Origin of the sequence: Nereida sp. MMG025, assembly GCF_021654165.1 — a bacterium.
GTDB lineage: Bacteria > Pseudomonadota > Alphaproteobacteria > Rhodobacterales > Rhodobacteraceae > Nereida.
In genome coordinates this window covers 967,179-981,421 of sequence record NZ_JAKFZN010000001.1, presented here as the reverse complement: position 1 = coordinate 981,421, position 14,243 = coordinate 967,179, and the positions used below count along the sequence as shown (strand labels likewise).

At 57.9% G+C, this 14,243-nt stretch carries 16 protein-coding genes; 9 read left to right on the top strand and 7 right to left on the bottom strand.

Annotated elements, in window-relative coordinates:
• Positions 1-66 precede the first annotated feature (66 nt).
• Positions 67-1,368 carry a glycosyltransferase family 87 protein gene (locus L1065_RS04850; RefSeq protein ID WP_237094303.1) on the bottom strand — a complete coding sequence of 434 codons (1,302 nt, stop codon included), beginning with the start codon at positions 1,366-1,368 and terminating at the stop codon, positions 67-69.
• A 123-nt stretch (positions 1,369-1,491) separates the two neighbouring features.
• On the opposite strand from L1065_RS04850, the gene L1065_RS04845 reads away from it, so the two are divergent.
• From L1065_RS04845 to L1065_RS04815, 7 genes are all read left to right on the top strand, one after another.
• The gene (locus L1065_RS04845) at positions 1,492-1,818 is read left to right on the top strand and encodes a multidrug efflux SMR transporter (protein WP_237094302.1); all 327 of its coding nucleotides are present in this window, start codon (positions 1,492-1,494) and stop codon (positions 1,816-1,818) included.
• Positions 1,819-1,886: 68 nt separating this feature from the next.
• Positions 1,887-3,572: a magnesium-protoporphyrin IX monomethyl ester anaerobic oxidative cyclase gene (gene bchE, locus L1065_RS04840; RefSeq protein WP_237094301.1), complete on the top strand. Its 1,686-nt coding sequence runs from the start codon at positions 1,887-1,889 to the stop codon at positions 3,570-3,572.
• A 4-nt stretch (positions 3,573-3,576) separates the two neighbouring features.
• Positions 3,577-4,179, top strand: a complete 603-nt coding sequence (gene bchJ / locus L1065_RS04835; protein ID WP_237094300.1) for a bacteriochlorophyll 4-vinyl reductase — start codon at positions 3,577-3,579, stop codon at positions 4,177-4,179.
• A 78-nt stretch (positions 4,180-4,257) separates the two neighbouring features.
• Entirely contained in the window at positions 4,258-4,944 is a 687-nt protein-coding gene (locus tag L1065_RS04830; protein ID WP_237094299.1) for an HAD-IA family hydrolase, read from the top strand.
• An 85-nt stretch (positions 4,945-5,029) separates the two neighbouring features.
• Positions 5,030-7,018, top strand: a complete 1,989-nt coding sequence (aspS, locus tag L1065_RS04825) for an aspartate--tRNA ligase (RefSeq protein WP_237094298.1) — start codon at positions 5,030-5,032, stop codon at positions 7,016-7,018.
• 89 nt (positions 7,019-7,107) lie between these two features.
• Positions 7,108-8,487 (top strand): DUF1800 family protein, encoded by a 1,380-nt coding sequence (locus tag L1065_RS04820; protein ID WP_237094297.1) that lies wholly within the window; start codon positions 7,108-7,110, stop codon positions 8,485-8,487.
• 2 nt (positions 8,488-8,489) lie between these two features.
• Entirely contained in the window at positions 8,490-9,716 is a 1,227-nt protein-coding gene (locus tag L1065_RS04815) for a DUF1501 domain-containing protein (protein WP_237094296.1), read from the top strand.
• 3 nt (positions 9,717-9,719) lie between these two features.
• Here the strand turns inward: L1065_RS04815 and L1065_RS04810 are convergent, their stop codons facing one another.
• A complete protein-coding gene (locus L1065_RS04810; RefSeq protein WP_237094295.1) occupies positions 9,720-9,914 on the bottom strand; it encodes a hypothetical protein in 195 nt (64 codons plus the stop codon).
• A 110-nt stretch (positions 9,915-10,024) separates the two neighbouring features.
• Positions 10,025-10,741: a response regulator gene (locus L1065_RS04805; RefSeq protein ID WP_237094294.1), complete on the bottom strand. Its 717-nt coding sequence runs from the start codon at positions 10,739-10,741 to the stop codon at positions 10,025-10,027.
• A gap of 132 nt (positions 10,742-10,873) precedes the next feature.
• On the opposite strand from L1065_RS04805, the gene mce reads away from it, so the two are divergent.
• Both mce and L1065_RS04795 read left to right on the top strand, forming a co-directional pair.
• Positions 10,874-11,278 (top strand): methylmalonyl-CoA epimerase, encoded by a 405-nt coding sequence (gene mce, locus L1065_RS04800; protein WP_237094293.1) that lies wholly within the window; start codon positions 10,874-10,876, stop codon positions 11,276-11,278.
• Positions 11,279-11,291: 13 nt separating this feature from the next.
• Entirely contained in the window at positions 11,292-11,588 is a 297-nt protein-coding gene (locus tag L1065_RS04795; protein ID WP_237094292.1) for a DUF1467 family protein, read from the top strand.
• On the opposite strand, the gene L1065_RS04790 is transcribed toward L1065_RS04795, so the two are convergent.
• From L1065_RS04790 to L1065_RS04775, 4 genes are read right to left on the bottom strand one after another with little or no spacing between them, the layout of a single operon-like run.
• Complete coding sequence (locus tag L1065_RS04790) at positions 11,572-12,264, bottom strand: EI24 domain-containing protein (protein ID WP_237094291.1); 693 nt, start codon at positions 12,262-12,264, stop codon at positions 11,572-11,574. The genes L1065_RS04795 and L1065_RS04790 overlap by 17 nt on opposite strands.
• On the bottom strand, positions 12,261-12,839 hold the full coding sequence (locus L1065_RS04785; RefSeq protein ID WP_237094290.1) for a nitroreductase family protein: 579 nt from the start codon (positions 12,837-12,839) through the stop codon (positions 12,261-12,263). Before L1065_RS04785 ends, L1065_RS04790 begins: the two co-directional genes overlap by 4 nt.
• A gap of 58 nt (positions 12,840-12,897) precedes the next feature.
• Complete coding sequence (locus L1065_RS04780; protein ID WP_237094289.1) at positions 12,898-13,986, bottom strand: class II histone deacetylase; 1,089 nt, start codon at positions 13,984-13,986, stop codon at positions 12,898-12,900.
• Positions 13,983-14,216, bottom strand: coding sequence for a hypothetical protein (locus tag L1065_RS04775; RefSeq protein ID WP_237094288.1), 234 nt, complete (start codon positions 14,214-14,216; stop codon positions 13,983-13,985). Before L1065_RS04775 ends, L1065_RS04780 begins: the two co-directional genes overlap by 4 nt.
• Between the last annotated feature and the right edge of the window lie 27 nt (positions 14,217-14,243).

Sequence of the window (14,243 nt, the reverse complement as noted above, 5' to 3'; positions counted from 1 at the left end):
GCCCCCTGATATGACTTGCAAATTGTCCTGCGTTATAGGGATGACGCAGGCAGGTGCAAGAGGGATTCAGAGGGCTTTGTGGTGGGGTTTGCTCATCGCGAGCCAGAGCAATGCAAAGAGCGACAGGATTCCAAAGGCAACGGGCCATGAAAACGGATCAGGCTTGGCCACAAGTCCGAATGAAATGAGGTGGCTGTTGCACAGCAATGCGATGGTGCTGGCCACCCAGACACGTGTGCGTCCGATCTGTGCGGCGAGCGTGGGCATGACCAAGATGGGCAACAGCATCAACGGCGCGATCATATAGTGCGACCACCCTGTTGAGGACAAAAGGATGAGGGCGCACCACAGTCCGAGCATGCGCAAAACGGTGCGTGCCAAAAGCGTATGGTTGCGGGTGCGCCACAAGACAAGGGCGATGGCCGCGACCAGGGCGGCGTGCCCTGCAACGCGCAAAGCGGGGATCATGGGGGCCACGGCATAGCTGCTTTCGCTGCTGATCAGCCCCGTGGCGGGTGTGGCGATCAAAGAGGTGATGAAGGCTTCGAGGCTGAGATTGTTATGCCAGATCAGCGCGTATTGGCCAAAGCGGTCCAGCTGGCTCAGAAAGGCCCAGTGCATATCCATCCCCGCCACCGCAATGCTGAGCGCCAAAAGCGCAAGGCCAGACAGGGTGGCCGCGGCAAAGGCACGGTAGTTGCGATCGGCCAGAAAGATCAGCGCAAAGACGGCGGGTGTGATTTTGATTGCGGCGGCCAGCCCGATGCACAGGCCTGCCGCGATCATCCAGCCGCGGGTGTAAAACAGCATGGATGTGATGACGAGGCAGACAAGGATCATCTGTGGCTGGTTATACAGAAACAGGGCCACAAAGGGTTCTGTCCCCAAAACGGCCAGTGCGAGGATGCCTGCGCTGGCAAAGGTGGGGGTGGCGTTACAAAAGCTGCGCCAAAGCAGGAAGAAGCCGCCCCAAAGAAGGGCCATGTGGATCACCAGAAACGCGTTGAAAAACGCAAGCGGTGCGATGTGGTTGGTCAGCGGTGCCAGCAGATGCGCCCAAAGCGGGGGGTAGACGTAGGATGATGATTTTGCGCCCGCCACACCGTAGCTGTCTGTCAGGGCTGTGGTGATCGGGCCGGTGGCGGCCCAGAAAATAGGCTCTGAGTCATAGACCGCTTCGGGGATGCCCTGGGCCAGCCCTGCGGCTGCAATATAAAGCGCGGCCAGATCAATCGCCCATGTGTTCCAGTAAATCTGGAGCATCACGGTGGCAAAAAGGGCCATGACACTGCCGCACATCAGCCACGCGTTGCGCGCGGCCAGTTGGGGGCCCGTGTGAGGTGGGCTGACGTGTGTTGCGTCGGTCATATGTGTTTGGTCCGTCTGCTCGTATGCCACTGGCATAGGAGCGGTGCGCGGCGCGGCTATGAAAATCCAGTGGCAATTTCTGGGCGATTGGCGCAGGTTTGACCCAACAAAAAGGGTGGCGGCATGGCGTGGGTGTATCTGTTTTTTGCAATTTTGATGGAAGTGATCGGGACCACGGCGCTTAAGGCCAGTGACGGGTTTACCAAGCTTGCGCCTACGGGGGTGGTGACGGTCAGCTATGCGGCATCGTTTTATCTGTTGGCGCTGGCGCTGCGCGAGATACCCGTGGGGCCTGCCTATGCGATATGGTCGGGCATGGGGATTGTGGTGATCAGCATTATCGGCTGGATCGTCTACAAGCAGGTGTTGGATACGCCTGCGTTGATCGGGATGGGGATGATCCTTGGGGGTGTGGTGATCATTCAGGTGTTTTCGGGTGCGGGGCATTAGTTGATCTGTGTCAACGTAAGTTGACACCACATATGTAAAGCTGACGCTACAACAGCGAGGGTTTTCACATGCGTATTCTACTGGTGCATCCGAATTATCGGTCAGGTGGTGCAGAAATTGCGGGCTCGTGGCCGCCTGCGTGGGTTGCTTATTTGGCGGGGCATCTGCGCACTGCCGGTTTTGACGACATTCATTTTCTGGATGCCATGACCCATGATTTGTCCGACGGTGATCTGCGGGTCAAAATGGCCGAGTTGCAGCCTGATGTTGTGGGGGTCACGGCCATCACGCCAAGCATCTATATGGCTGAAAACGTTCTGAAAATCGCCTCTGAGGTGGTGCCCGATGCCGTGCGTGTCATGGGCGGTGTGCATGCGACGTTCATGTATAAACAAGTCCTGACCGAAGCCCCTTGGATTGATGTCATCGTGCGCGGCGAGGGCGAGGAAATTTTCCAGACGCTGATGATGGCCGTGCGCGACGGGCAATGGCCTGCCGCCCGCCACGAGATCAAGGGTCTGGCGTTCATTGATGGCGACGAGATTCGCGCCACGCAGGCGGCCAGCACGGTCAAGGATCTGGATGCGATCAAACCCGATTGGACGCTGCTGAAATGGGACGACTACATCTATATTCCGCTTGGCGTGAAGGTTGCGATCCCGAATATGGCGCGCGGTTGTCCATTTACCTGTTCGTTCTGTAGCCAGTGGAAATTCTGGCGGGATTACCGCGTGCGTGACCCCATCAAGGTGGTCGACGAGATTGAGGAATTGGTCAACGAACAGGGTGTCGGCTTTTTCATCCTCGCTGATGAAGAACCTACGATTAACCGCAAAAAGTTCATTCAGTTTTGTGAGGAATTGATCAAGCGCGACCTGCCGCGCCGTGTGCAATGGGGCATCAACACCCGCGTGACCGACATCTACCGCGACCGCGAATTGCTGTCGTTTTACCGCAAGGCGGGGCTGGTGCACGTCAGCCTTGGCACCGAAGCGGCGGCTCAGTTGAAGCTGGATGTGTTCAACAAGGAAACGAAGGTCGAGGAAAACAAGGAAGCGATCCGCCTGCTCAAAGAGGCCGATATCTTTACCGAAGCGCAATTTATCGTGGGCCTTGATAACGAGACCGAAGAGACGCTGGAAGAAACCTATAAGATGGCGTGGGACTGGCAGCCCGATCTGGCGAACTGGGCGATGTATACGCCTTGGCCGTTCACCCCGCTGTTTCAGGAGCTGAAAGATCAGGTCGAGGTCTTTGATTTCAGCAAATACAACTTTGTGACGCCCATTATGAAGCCTGCGAATATGGAACGTGGCGAGTTGTTGAATGGTGTGATGAAGAATTACCGCCGTTTTTACAGCCAAAAGGCGCTGTTCCACTATCCTTGGCGCGGCACCGGGTATCGTCGCCGCTATCTGCTTGGCTGTCTGAAGGCCTTTGCCAAGGCGGGTTTTGCGCGGACCTTCTATGATCTGGGCAAGGCGGGCTATTGGGGACCGCAATCCAAAGACAAGGTGGATTTCCATTTTGACGAGACGCGCACCATTTCAGAAGCGCAGATGGATGACTGGATTGCCAGTGCCGACAAAGCGGCAGCCGCCGCCGAGCGGCGCGAAGCGATCCGCGCACAGGGCAAGGAACGCGCCAAAGAGCGGGCCTTCAAGATGCCCATGCCTTTGTCACCTGCCGGTGGGCAGGATGGTGCCGAGGTTAAAGCCTGCGGTGGCGGCGACCAGCAAATGGAGGAGGCATGAGCGCATGTCACACCCTCTGGATGCCGCCGAAGAAGGCGCGCTGATCGGGCCTAATGCGATTTTGCAGCTGGTGCCTGTGCTTGAAAAAGAAGGTGGTGCTGCCATGCGCGATGAGGTCTGCGCGGCAGCGGGGCTGATGGAATTGCCCGATGGCACCGCCATGATCCCCGAAGAACCAGCCGCGCGATTGCATCAGGCGTTGCGTGCAAAATTCCCCGATCTTGCGCCCGCTTTGGCGCGCGAGGCGGGACGGCGCACGGCGGATTACATTCTGGCCCACCGCATCCCGCGCCCTGCGCAAACCATGCTGAAGGTGTTGCCAACGCGGGCGGCGGCCAAATTGCTGGCTGGCAGTGTCACAAAACACGCGTGGACCTTTGTGGGATCAGGTGCGTTTCGGGCGGAAAAACCGTTTGTTCTGGAAATCAGGGATAACCCCGTGGTGCGCGGCGAGGTATCGGACAAGCCGCTGTGCGACTGGCACGCCGCTGTGTTTGAGCGATTGTATCAGGAGTTGGTGCATCCCACGCTTCAGTGCCGAGAAGTGGCCTGTTGTGCCATGGGCGCGCCAGCGTGTCGTTTTGAATTGGTGCGACAGGACGATTGATTTCTGCCCCATCCATGGGAACCAAACCCGCCGCTTGTGCGTAGGTTGGTGTATCACACCATAAGCGGAGTATGTGCGATGACAGCCACCCTTGCGCCCAAGGCGGTTCTTTTTGGTGCTATCGGCACTTTGACGGAAACATCTGACGTGCAGCGCCGCGCCTTTAACGCGGCCTTTGCGGATGCTGGTCTGGATTGGCATTGGGACGCCGACAGCTATGTGAACATGCTGCGCGCGCCGGGTGGGCGTGACCGCATCGAACGTTTCGCAGCATCGCGCGGCGAAACCGTGAACGCGGCTGCGTTGCACGCGGCCAAGGTCGATCACTTTGAACGGATTGTAGACGCCGAAGGGATTTTGCCCCGAAAAGGCGTATGCGCGTTGATCGAGTTGGCCAAGTCACAAGGGGTGGCGCTTGGGTTTGCGACGACGACCAACCGCGATACTGTGAACCTGATTTTTTCGGGGCTGCACCAGTTTCTGCACCGCTCCGATTTCGCCTTTATCGGTCATGCCGATATGGTTGCGCGGGGAAAACCCGCCCCTGATATTTACCAAAAAGCGCTAAAAGATATGAACCTGCGCGCGCAAGAGGCCATCGCGATTGAAGACACGCCCGAAAGCGCCCAAGCATCTGTTGCGGCGGGGATCAAAACCTATGGCTTTGCGGGACAAGCGGCGCATGGGCGCAGCTTTCCAAGCGGTGTGATTGAGATTGATCAGCTGTCGGCCCAAATGTTGGACGCCCGCCAGAGCGCGGCGTAGCACGGATAGGGCGGCTTTTGCTTGACTTTCGGGCCTCATGGCGGTGTATCGCACGAGACTTGGATTTCATGAAGAAAGAGCCACCATGCACGCCTATCGCAGCCACACTTGCGCCGATCTGACCAAAGCCAACGTTGGCGAAAATGTTCGTCTGTCCGGGTGGGTGCACCGCGTGCGCGATCACGGCGGCTTGCTGTTCATTGATTTGCGCGACCACTACGGGATCACGCAGGTGATGGCCGACCCCGATAGCCCTGTGTTCAGCCAGATCGAAAAGGTGCGCAGCGAATGGTGTATCCGCATTGATGGCAATGTCATGGCCCGCGACGAAAGCCTGGTGAACCCCAAAATTCCGACGGGCGAGGTGGAAGTCTTTATCCGCGACATCGAGGTTCTGGGATCGGCCGAAGAACTACCGTTGATGGTGTTCGGCGATCAGGAATACCCCGAAGAAACCCGCCTGAAATACCGTTATCTGGACCTGCGCCGTGAAAAGCTGCAACGCAATATGGCGCTGCGCTCGGATGTCGTGGCATCGATGCGCAAACGCATGTGGGATCTGAACTTCCGCGAATACCAGACGCCGATCATCACCGCATCGTCGCCCGAAGGTGCACGCGATTTTCTGGTGCCGTCGCGTTTGCACCCCGGCAAATTCTACGCGCTGCCTCAAGCGCCGCAGCAATTCAAACAGCTGATCATGGTCAGCGGCTTTGATAAATATTTCCAGATTGCGCCGTGTTTCCGTGATGAGGACCCGCGCGCCGACCGCTCGCCCACTGACTTCTACCAGTTGGACCTTGAGATGTCGTTTGTTGAGCAACAAGACGTGTTCGACACAATCCAGCCTGTTTTGACAGGCATTTTTGAAGAATTCGGCGGTGGCCGCACGGTTGATCAGGAGTGGCCGCAGATTTCTTACCGCGACGCCGCGCTGTGGTATGGTACCGATAAGCCCGACCTGCGCAACCCGATCAAGATGCAGGTGGTGAGTGATCATTTCCGCGGCTCTGGCTTTGCGATTTTTGCGAAACTGCTTGAGCAAGAGGGCACAGAAATCCGTGCGATCCCCGCGCCCAAAGGCGGCAGCCGCAAGTTCTGTGACCGTATGAACGCCTTTGCCCAAAAAGAAGGCCTGCCCGGCATGGGCTATATCTTCTGGCGTGAAGGTAACAACTTGGCGTTTAACAAATTAACCTACGACAATTTATTAAAATGGGTTGAGGACAAAAGTGCTTCTAAAGGTGATTTGGATTTATTGGTAGAATTTGAACCCTCAGACGATCGCAAAGGACTTATTTCTGACATTGCAGACCTCATAAATTCTGGTGATGCACTCGATATTCAGAAAGCGAAGCGAATGGTCGAATTCAATTTTGCTCAGCGCGTCATGGAAGCCGCTGGCCCGTTGGCTAAAAATATCGGACCAGAGCGCACAGAAGCCATTCGCCAGCAGCTTGGTCTGGGTGTCGGCGACGCGGCGTTCTTCCTTGGCGGCAAGCCGAAAGCGTTTGAAGCGGTTGCCGGCAAAGCGCGGGTCGAGATCGGCAATGAATTGGGGCTGACCGACGAAAACCGCTTTGCCTTTGCGTGGATCGTGGATTTCCCGATTTATGAGCGCGACGAAGAAACAGGCAAGATCGACTTTGAACACAACCCGTTCTCGATGCCGCAAGGCGGGATGGCTGCACTTGAGGGCAACCCCGAGGATGTGTTGGGCTATCAATATGATCTGGCCTGCAACGGTTATGAGCTGGTGTCGGGTGCGATCCGAAACCACCGCCCCGAAATCATGTTCAAGGCGTTTGAGATTGCGGGCTACGGCAAGGATGAAGTTGAAAAACGCTTTGGCGGGATGGTCAATGCCTTCCAATACGGCGCACCCCCCCACGGTGGTTGTGCGGCAGGCATCGACCGTATCGTGATGCTTTTGGCGGATGAGGCAAACATCCGCGAGGTCATCATGTTCCCGATGAACCAACGCGCCGAAGATTTGATGATGAACGCCCCAAGCGAGCCGCAGAACGAACAGCTGCGCGAGTTGTCGCTACGCGTGATTGATCCTGAGGCGTGAATAAGCATGGCCCTGCCGATGTGCGGGGCCAGCCTTTTTTCGACGGGTTTTGCCCCCATTTACAGTTTAAGGTGTAAGTGAGGTGCGCGATGTTTAATCCACAGTTTGCAGAACGACGCTTTGGCACGGGGCTTGGCCCCGATGCGCGGCTGCCGCAATCAGTGGGTGATATGCTGGCCCAAGCACAGGGCCGCGATGAAATGGCTGTGCGCTACCCCATCCGAACGCTAGAGGCGCGCTGGTCGCAGCTTTATGAGCTGTCGCAATTGCGCAAGCGCCGCAGGCGGCTGCGTGGCACTGATGCGGGCGAAGAGGCAAGCAAGGCCTTTTCCAAGGCACGCCGCACCATGCGCAACGAAGCGGTGCGGGATTTGACCCACACGGTGCTGCGCGGGGCGCGAGCGCCCTCGGGATTTCGCGAGCGGTTGGTGCAATTCTGGGCCGATCATTTTACCGCAGCCCCGCCCCAAGCCGAATTTCGCTTTATGCGCGACAGCTATGTCGAAAGCGCGATCCGCCCGCATGTGACCGCGCGGTTTGGCGATATGCTGAAGGCGGTGATTACGAACCCCGCGATGTTGGCCTATCTGGATCAGCATCTGTCTGCGGGCCCTTCGACCAAAGTGGGCAAACGACGCGGGCGGGGGTTGAATGAAAATCTGGCCCGCGAGGTTTTGGAATTACACACCCTTGGGGTGGGCGGGGCCTATGATCAGGATGATGTGCGCCAACTGGCCGAGCTGTTCACAGGGCTTGGGTTTCGAGACCGCGATGGGTTTCACTTCAAAGATGGATGGGCCGAACCCGGCGCGGAGGAGGTTTTGGGCGTGCGGTATGGCAACGCGGGTCGCGCCACGATAGAGCCGATCCTGGCCGCCCTTGATGATCTGGCACGCCACCCCGATACCGCCCGCCATCTTGCGCGCAAGTTGGCTGTGCATTTCGTTGCAGATGCCCCTTCGGACGCGTTGATTGCAGCGATGGAAGCGGCCTATCTGGATACGCAAGGCGATTTGAGCGCGGTTTATGACGCCATGCTAAGCCATCCCGCGGCCTGGCAGCGCACGGCGGCGAACATCAAACAACCCGTTGAATTTGTCTGGTCGTCGCTGCGGGCGTTGGGTGTGCAGGACGATGATCTGACCACACTGACGACAGGGCGGACGCAGGTCTATCTGGTGTCTCCCCTCACGGTGATGGGGCAGCAGTGGCGCAGCCCGTTGGGGCCAGATGGATGGCCCGAAGAGGACGAGGTGTGGATCACGCCCCAAGGCATGGCCGCGCGGATCACATGGGCGATGAATGCGCCCGCGGGCATCCTCTCTGATCTGCCCGATCCGCGCGATTTTGTGCAAACAGCATTGGGCCAGCAGGTGCCTGCCGATCTGTCTTTTGCGGTGGGGGCGGCCGAAGATGTAGCATCCGGCATTGGTCTGACCCTCATTTCGCCCGCGTTTCAAAGGAGATAGCGATGACCCTTTCACGACGCGATATTCTGAGAATGGGTCTTGTGGGGTGTTCGCTTGCCGCGTCGCCCCTCATGACGCCAGTGACCTTTGCCTCTGATCTGAACGGCTCGGTGCTTGGGGACAAGCGTTTGGTTGTCATCATCTTGCGGGGCGGCATGGACGGGCTTGGTGTAGTGCAACCGTTGGGCGACCCTGATTATCTGGGCCTGCGCAAGAAGGTTTTGATCGGCGCGGAAAATGGGGCTTGGGACCTTACGGGGTTTTATGCCGCGCACCGTGCGCTTGAACCCTTGCAACCTTTGTGGGCGGCGCAAGACCTTGCTTTTGTTCACGCCACCTCAACGCCATACCGTGATCGGCGCAGCCATTTTGATGGGCAGGATATGCTGGAGGCGGGCACGATGGACGTGCCGATCGGGCGCGACCGCGATGGGTGGCTGAACCGCATGCTACAGGTCGTGCCGGGAATTCAAAGCGAGACCAGTTTTGCCATCGGGCGCGAAAAGATGCTGTTGACCGCAGGGGATGCACCTGTGGCGGAGTGGTCGCCCGATGCCAAGCTGGACATGAGTGCGCAGACCCAAAGGCTGATGGAGTTGGTGATGCACGATGATGTCGCGCTGAATGAGGCAATGGGCGAGGCGATCCAGATTGCGCAGTCGCTGAGCCTTGAGCAGATGTCAGAGGCCCAAGAAGAGGGCATGATGGCGATGAATATGATGCAAAGCCGTGGCGGGGATCACCGCAAACTTGCGCAATTCGCGGCATCGCGCCTGCGGGCCGAGACGCGCATCGCCAGTTTTTCCCTGACCGGATGGGACACCCATAACAATCAGCAACGCGGGTTAAGCCGTGCGTTGGAGCGCCTGTCCGATACAATTTTGACGCTGCAAGCGGGTCTTGGGGCCGATTGGGAAAATACGGCCGTGATCGCCATGACAGAGTTCGGTCGTACGGCGCGCGAAAATGGCACTGCGGGCACAGATCACGGCACCGCAGGTGCAATGGTTTTGGCCGGTGGCGCCATAAACGGCGGCAAAGTGCATGGCGCATGGCCCGGCCTGTCAGAAGCGGATCTTTATGATCGCCGCGATCTTTTGCCGACCTCGGATGTGCGTGCCCATGCCGCTTGGGTTTTGCGCGGGCTTTATGGAGTCGACAGAGCCGCGTTGGAAACTGCGGTGTTCCCGGGGCTGCAAATGGGGCCTGACATCGGCCTTTTGGCCTAGCGGTTAAAGCGTCTGAACCAATGCAGGACCGTCGGCTGGCAGTTCATCGGTCGCCATCTCTTGGTTGTAATTGCTGAACAGGGATGCGGCGATGCCAAAGCTGAGGAAGGTCGCACCGGCGGTCAAAACGATCCAGTCGATGGCGCCGTTCCCTTTGGCATGATGATCTTTCCAGAATGTGTTGGCTAGCTTTTCCATTGTGGCAGTCTCCAGTCGTGTTGGCCCCGCCTAAGTGATGACGTTTGAATGTGGCCAGATTGGGAAAAACATGTGCAGGTCGTGCGGAGTTTCGGCGGCATTTGGTCCGTTTAGATGGCAGCGCGGCTGGTCAGCCGCTCTTGCACCAACCCCGCCAGTTGCGACAGCGCGGATGGCACAGGTTGCCCTGCCTTTCTGGTGGCGCTCAGATGTTCGACCGCTGCTTGCAATTCGCTGTCTTGCGCGGTGCGCGCGACGCCATGCGTAAATTGCGCGATGTAGTCAAGCGTTTGGCTTTCGGCATCAGCGGTCAGCACCTCTGCAATATGGGCCATGTCGTTTTGATAGGCGATGTGATCAGGCTCAATCACTTCGTCCTCAACCAGGCGCGGTCCTGCGGGGCGTCTGTCGGCGGGCATGTGGGCCAGCACAGCTTGCTGAAATTGGACCAGGCTGCGCAGGGGTTTTTCCAAAAATCCATCTGCCCCTGCCGCGAGTGCTTTGGCTTCGGCACCTGTGTCGCCGCTGGTGCCCAAGATCACCTCGACCCGCGGGGATGCAGCTGCCAGATCGCGCAGCAAATCGGTGCCTGATCCGTCTGGCAGGCCTATGTCGACGATTGTGACCGAAGGCCGATAGACCCGCAGATGGCGCCGCGCAGAGCCGAGGCAATCCGCCATGCGTATGCGCGCACCAGAGCGCAGACACATCAGGCGCAATGCTTCGCAAGCGAAACGGCTGTCTTCGACGACGAGAATGGTTTGTCCCAACAAAGGACGTTGGGGCGTGGCGGGACGATTAAAAAGCGGGTCGGTAAATTCGGGCATGGCAGTGTCCTTTCGAATCCTTAACCATGATTAGACCGCAGCTTTGCTAACAACGGGTTAATCTGTCCCGTTGCACAGACCTTGGCGCGCCCGCATAAGGTGGGCAAAAGAAGTTTTAAAAGGAATACCATCATGATCGGTCGCTTGAACCATGTCGCAATCGCTGTCCCTGATCTGGAGGCGGCCAGCGCACAATACCGCACCATGCTTGGTGCAAATGTAGGTGCACCGCAGGATGAGCCTGATCACGGGGTTACAGTTGTGTTTATCGAATTGCCGAACACGAAAATCGAACTGCTCTATCCGCTTGGCGACAACAGCCCGATCAACGGGTTTTTGGAAAAGAACCCTGCAGGCGGCATTCACCATGTCTGCTATGAGGTGGATGATATTCTGGCGGCACGCGACCATCTGAAAAAGGAAGGCGCCCGTGTTTTGGGGGACGGCGATCCGAAGATCGGAGCGCATGGTAAACCAGTGCTCTTTTTGCACCCCAAGGACTTTAACGGATGTCTGGTCGAGCTAGAACAGGTCTAAAGGGAGCGTATTTATGTCCATCACCTCTGCCATCGTCTTGTTCGCTGTGATCTGGTTCATGGTGTTTTTGATCGTGCTGCCGTTGCGCTTGGTCACGCAGGGCGATGCAGGGGAACTGGTGCCCGGAACGCACAAATCGGCACCTGTTGACCCGCAGTTGAAAAGGCGGGCCAAGATCACCACGGTTTGGGCCATTGGGCTATGGGCGGTGATTGCAGGGGTTTTGCTGTCGGGTCTTTTGACCGTTGAAAGCATTGATATGTTCAACCGCATGGGGCCCGGATCGGGCCTGCCTACGGCTGCGCAGTAAGTTTGTGAAACAAATGCGTAAAGGTGGCTGCCCCCATAATCGGGATGAGTAGGTTCACCAATGGAATGGACAGCGGGATCGCCATCAACCCGCCTGCCAGCCAAATCGTGAAACCGTGACGCTTGCGCAGCTGTTTTGCGCCTTTGCGCCCCAAGCGGCGGATTGCGATAAGCTGGAAATACTCGCGGCCCAAAAGAAACCCGTTTAGCGCCCAAAAGATCAACGGCGCGAAAGGCAGAAACAGAACATAAAGGATGAGGGCGAACAGGTTGGCCATGACCAAAAGGCCCAAAAAGCTGAGGCTGTCGCGGACCGTTTCCGAAAGGCTTATGCGCGGGGCCGGACCAAGATGGGCATAGTGTTTGTCCTCAACTGCGTCGGCCACGTCGTCCAGAAACAGTCCCGTCACCGCCGATGCAACGGGCACCATTAAAAAGATGGACAGGATCATCATCAACGGCACCGAAGCCCAACTGACCAGAGTATCCACCCATTCAATCGTCCCGATCCAGGGCAGCGTAAAACTGTCGGGGATCAGCCAGCCCAAAAGCCAGAACACACAGGCATAGACCCCGATTAAAAGAGCAAGGTTCAGCCCGACCCCTTTGGCAAAGACGGCCATAAAGCGGCTGTCGGAAAGCTGCGCAAGTGCGGCCGAGAACGAGGCGAATATCATGCCTCGATCCATGTTGTGATGGCTGTCAGATCAGGGCGTGGGCGTTCGGGCGGGGTGTTTGTTTCGGTGCCAATGTGGATGAAACCGGCGACGCGTTCATGCGGGGCAAGGCCGAGATGATTGGCGCAAAACTGCGGGTCGTGACTGGCCCAACCGGACAACCAATTCGCCCCCCAACCCGAGGCAAGGGCGGCGTTGAGGAGCGCAAGACACACGGCCCCCGCTGAATAGGTTTGTTCGCGTGCGGGTATTTTGGCCGAAGGTTTCGGGCTTTCCACGACCATGACGGCCAGATGTCCCATCGCAAATTGGTTGTGCATTTTGGTGATCTTGTCGGGGTGTATCCCTGCGGTGTCCCCGTGGGATGTGACAGCCGCCGCCAGTCGTTGAAGGGCTGCGCGTTCCAGCACCACAAAGCGCCATGGCTCCAGCTTGCCATGATCGGGTGTGCGGGCGGCCATCTCCAACAGCGGCAAAAGCGCATCGCGGGTGGGCACGGGCAGGCCAAGTGTTTTGGCAGGGCGCGAACGGCGCGTTTGCAGAAATTCAATAGCGGATGTGTTGGCGTTGGGCATGAAGCGTTCCTTGGCAGTCTGTTCCCTATTTCGGGGGATGTGGCGTGATGTTCAAGGGTCAGGCGCGCGCAGCCGCCATTTCATCCAACTGTCCAAAGACAAATGCATCAAAGCGATCATCTGGCTGGCGGGCTGCAATGGTGGTGGCCATGGGATCGGGGGCGTGTATTTTGCTGCCGCTCATTTCCCCAAGCACCGCGTGGCCGCAAAAGGGCACGTAGACCTCGGAATACCCGCCTTCATGGGTCATGGCGATACGACCGTCGCAGATGTCATCGGCCAGATCCATTGTCATGCGCGTCATCCGGCGAAACGTGTCGGCGCTGGCCAGCATGCGCGACAGCGGATCAATCGCCGCCGCATCATAGCCGCAGGCCACAATAATGATATCGGGTTCGAATGCACGGATCGCAGGCAGTGCCAATTGCGCCATCGCACGCAGATAAACGCGATGGCCCGCCCCGGGCGGTAGGGGAATGTTGAGGTTTGTGGGCGCTGTGGTGAAGGCCCCTGTGTCTAACGGGTAGTTGCGATCTTGATGGATGCTGACGGTCAAGACATCCGGGTCGTCGGCATAGATCGCCTCTGTCCCGTTGCCGTGATGCACATCCCAATCCAGCACCGCAAATCGTTTGGCTAACCCGTTCGCCCGGGCAGCTTCGATCGCGATGGCGATATTGTTCATGAGGCAAAACCCGTTTGGAAAATCAGCTAAGCAGTGATGACCCGGGGGGCGCGACAGCGCGTAGGCGTTGCGCGTTTTGCCTGTCAAAACAGATGATACAGCCGCCGATGCCAAGCCCGCAGAAAGCAGCGCACCTTCAAAACCACCCTTACCAAACGGCGTGCGCAGTCCCAATTCACCGCCGCCCGCGTCTGACATATCTTTGAAGGACGTCAGATAGCTTTGTGGATGGACGCGCCGCGCATCTTCGGGGCTTGCGGCGTCTGCTGACTGCATGGCCACTGCGCCCGACAGACCCGTTGCATCCATAAGATTTTTAAGCCTGCGCTTCGTTTCAGGGCTTTCGGGCAGTCCACCAGCCGCAAGCGGTTGCACCAGATCACCGACAGGCAAAGTAAAAGCGTAGTTCCCGCCTGAATGCCAAAAGCACCGTTCGTCCCAGAAAAAAGCGGTCTGGGTCATGTTCGTTTGATCGCATACATGCCTTCGGGCAGATCCAGCGCCGCGCCCATGTCGCGCACCTGCGTCATAGACAGGCGGATGGTGACAACCTGATCGGTGCGCGGATCATATTGCTCTAGTGTGACGCAATCTTCGAATGCGTTGACGGTGACGTCCTCGCTCAGGGGGGCTTCGCCATCGTCAATCAAGGTGACAACGGTCGCGTCAAACTCGTGCTCAATCGTAAACATGAGACCAGCTTAGACGGGCAAGGCAGG

Bases quoted from the DNA above. Each gene is read 5' to 3' on its own strand.
- L1065_RS04850 (WP_237094303.1), bottom strand. From the start codon at position 1,368: ATGACCGACGCAACACACGTCAGCCCACCTCACACGGGCCCCCAACTG.
- L1065_RS04845 (WP_237094302.1), top strand. From the start codon at position 1,492: ATGGCGTGGGTGTATCTGTTTTTTGCAATTTTGATGGAAGTGATCGGG.
- bchE (WP_237094301.1), top strand. From the start codon at position 1,887: ATGCGTATTCTACTGGTGCATCCGAATTATCGGTCAGGTGGTGCAGAA.
- bchJ (WP_237094300.1), top strand. From the start codon at position 3,577: ATGTCACACCCTCTGGATGCCGCCGAAGAAGGCGCGCTGATCGGGCCT.
- L1065_RS04830 (WP_237094299.1), top strand. From the start codon at position 4,258: ATGACAGCCACCCTTGCGCCCAAGGCGGTTCTTTTTGGTGCTATCGGC.
- aspS (WP_237094298.1), top strand. From the start codon at position 5,030: ATGCACGCCTATCGCAGCCACACTTGCGCCGATCTGACCAAAGCCAAC.
- L1065_RS04820 (WP_237094297.1), top strand. From the start codon at position 7,108: ATGTTTAATCCACAGTTTGCAGAACGACGCTTTGGCACGGGGCTTGGC.
- L1065_RS04815 (WP_237094296.1), top strand. From the start codon at position 8,490: ATGACCCTTTCACGACGCGATATTCTGAGAATGGGTCTTGTGGGGTGT.
- L1065_RS04810 (WP_237094295.1), bottom strand. From the start codon at position 9,914: ATGGAAAAGCTAGCCAACACATTCTGGAAAGATCATCATGCCAAAGGG.
- L1065_RS04805 (WP_237094294.1), bottom strand. From the start codon at position 10,741: ATGCCCGAATTTACCGACCCGCTTTTTAATCGTCCCGCCACGCCCCAA.
- mce (WP_237094293.1), top strand. From the start codon at position 10,874: ATGATCGGTCGCTTGAACCATGTCGCAATCGCTGTCCCTGATCTGGAG.
- L1065_RS04795 (WP_237094292.1), top strand. From the start codon at position 11,292: ATGTCCATCACCTCTGCCATCGTCTTGTTCGCTGTGATCTGGTTCATG.
- L1065_RS04790 (WP_237094291.1), bottom strand. From the start codon at position 12,264: ATGATATTCGCCTCGTTCTCGGCCGCACTTGCGCAGCTTTCCGACAGC.
- L1065_RS04785 (WP_237094290.1), bottom strand. From the start codon at position 12,839: ATGCCCAACGCCAACACATCCGCTATTGAATTTCTGCAAACGCGCCGT.
- L1065_RS04780 (WP_237094289.1), bottom strand. From the start codon at position 13,986: ATGACCCAGACCGCTTTTTTCTGGGACGAACGGTGCTTTTGGCATTCA.
- L1065_RS04775 (WP_237094288.1), bottom strand. From the start codon at position 14,216: ATGTTTACGATTGAGCACGAGTTTGACGCGACCGTTGTCACCTTGATT.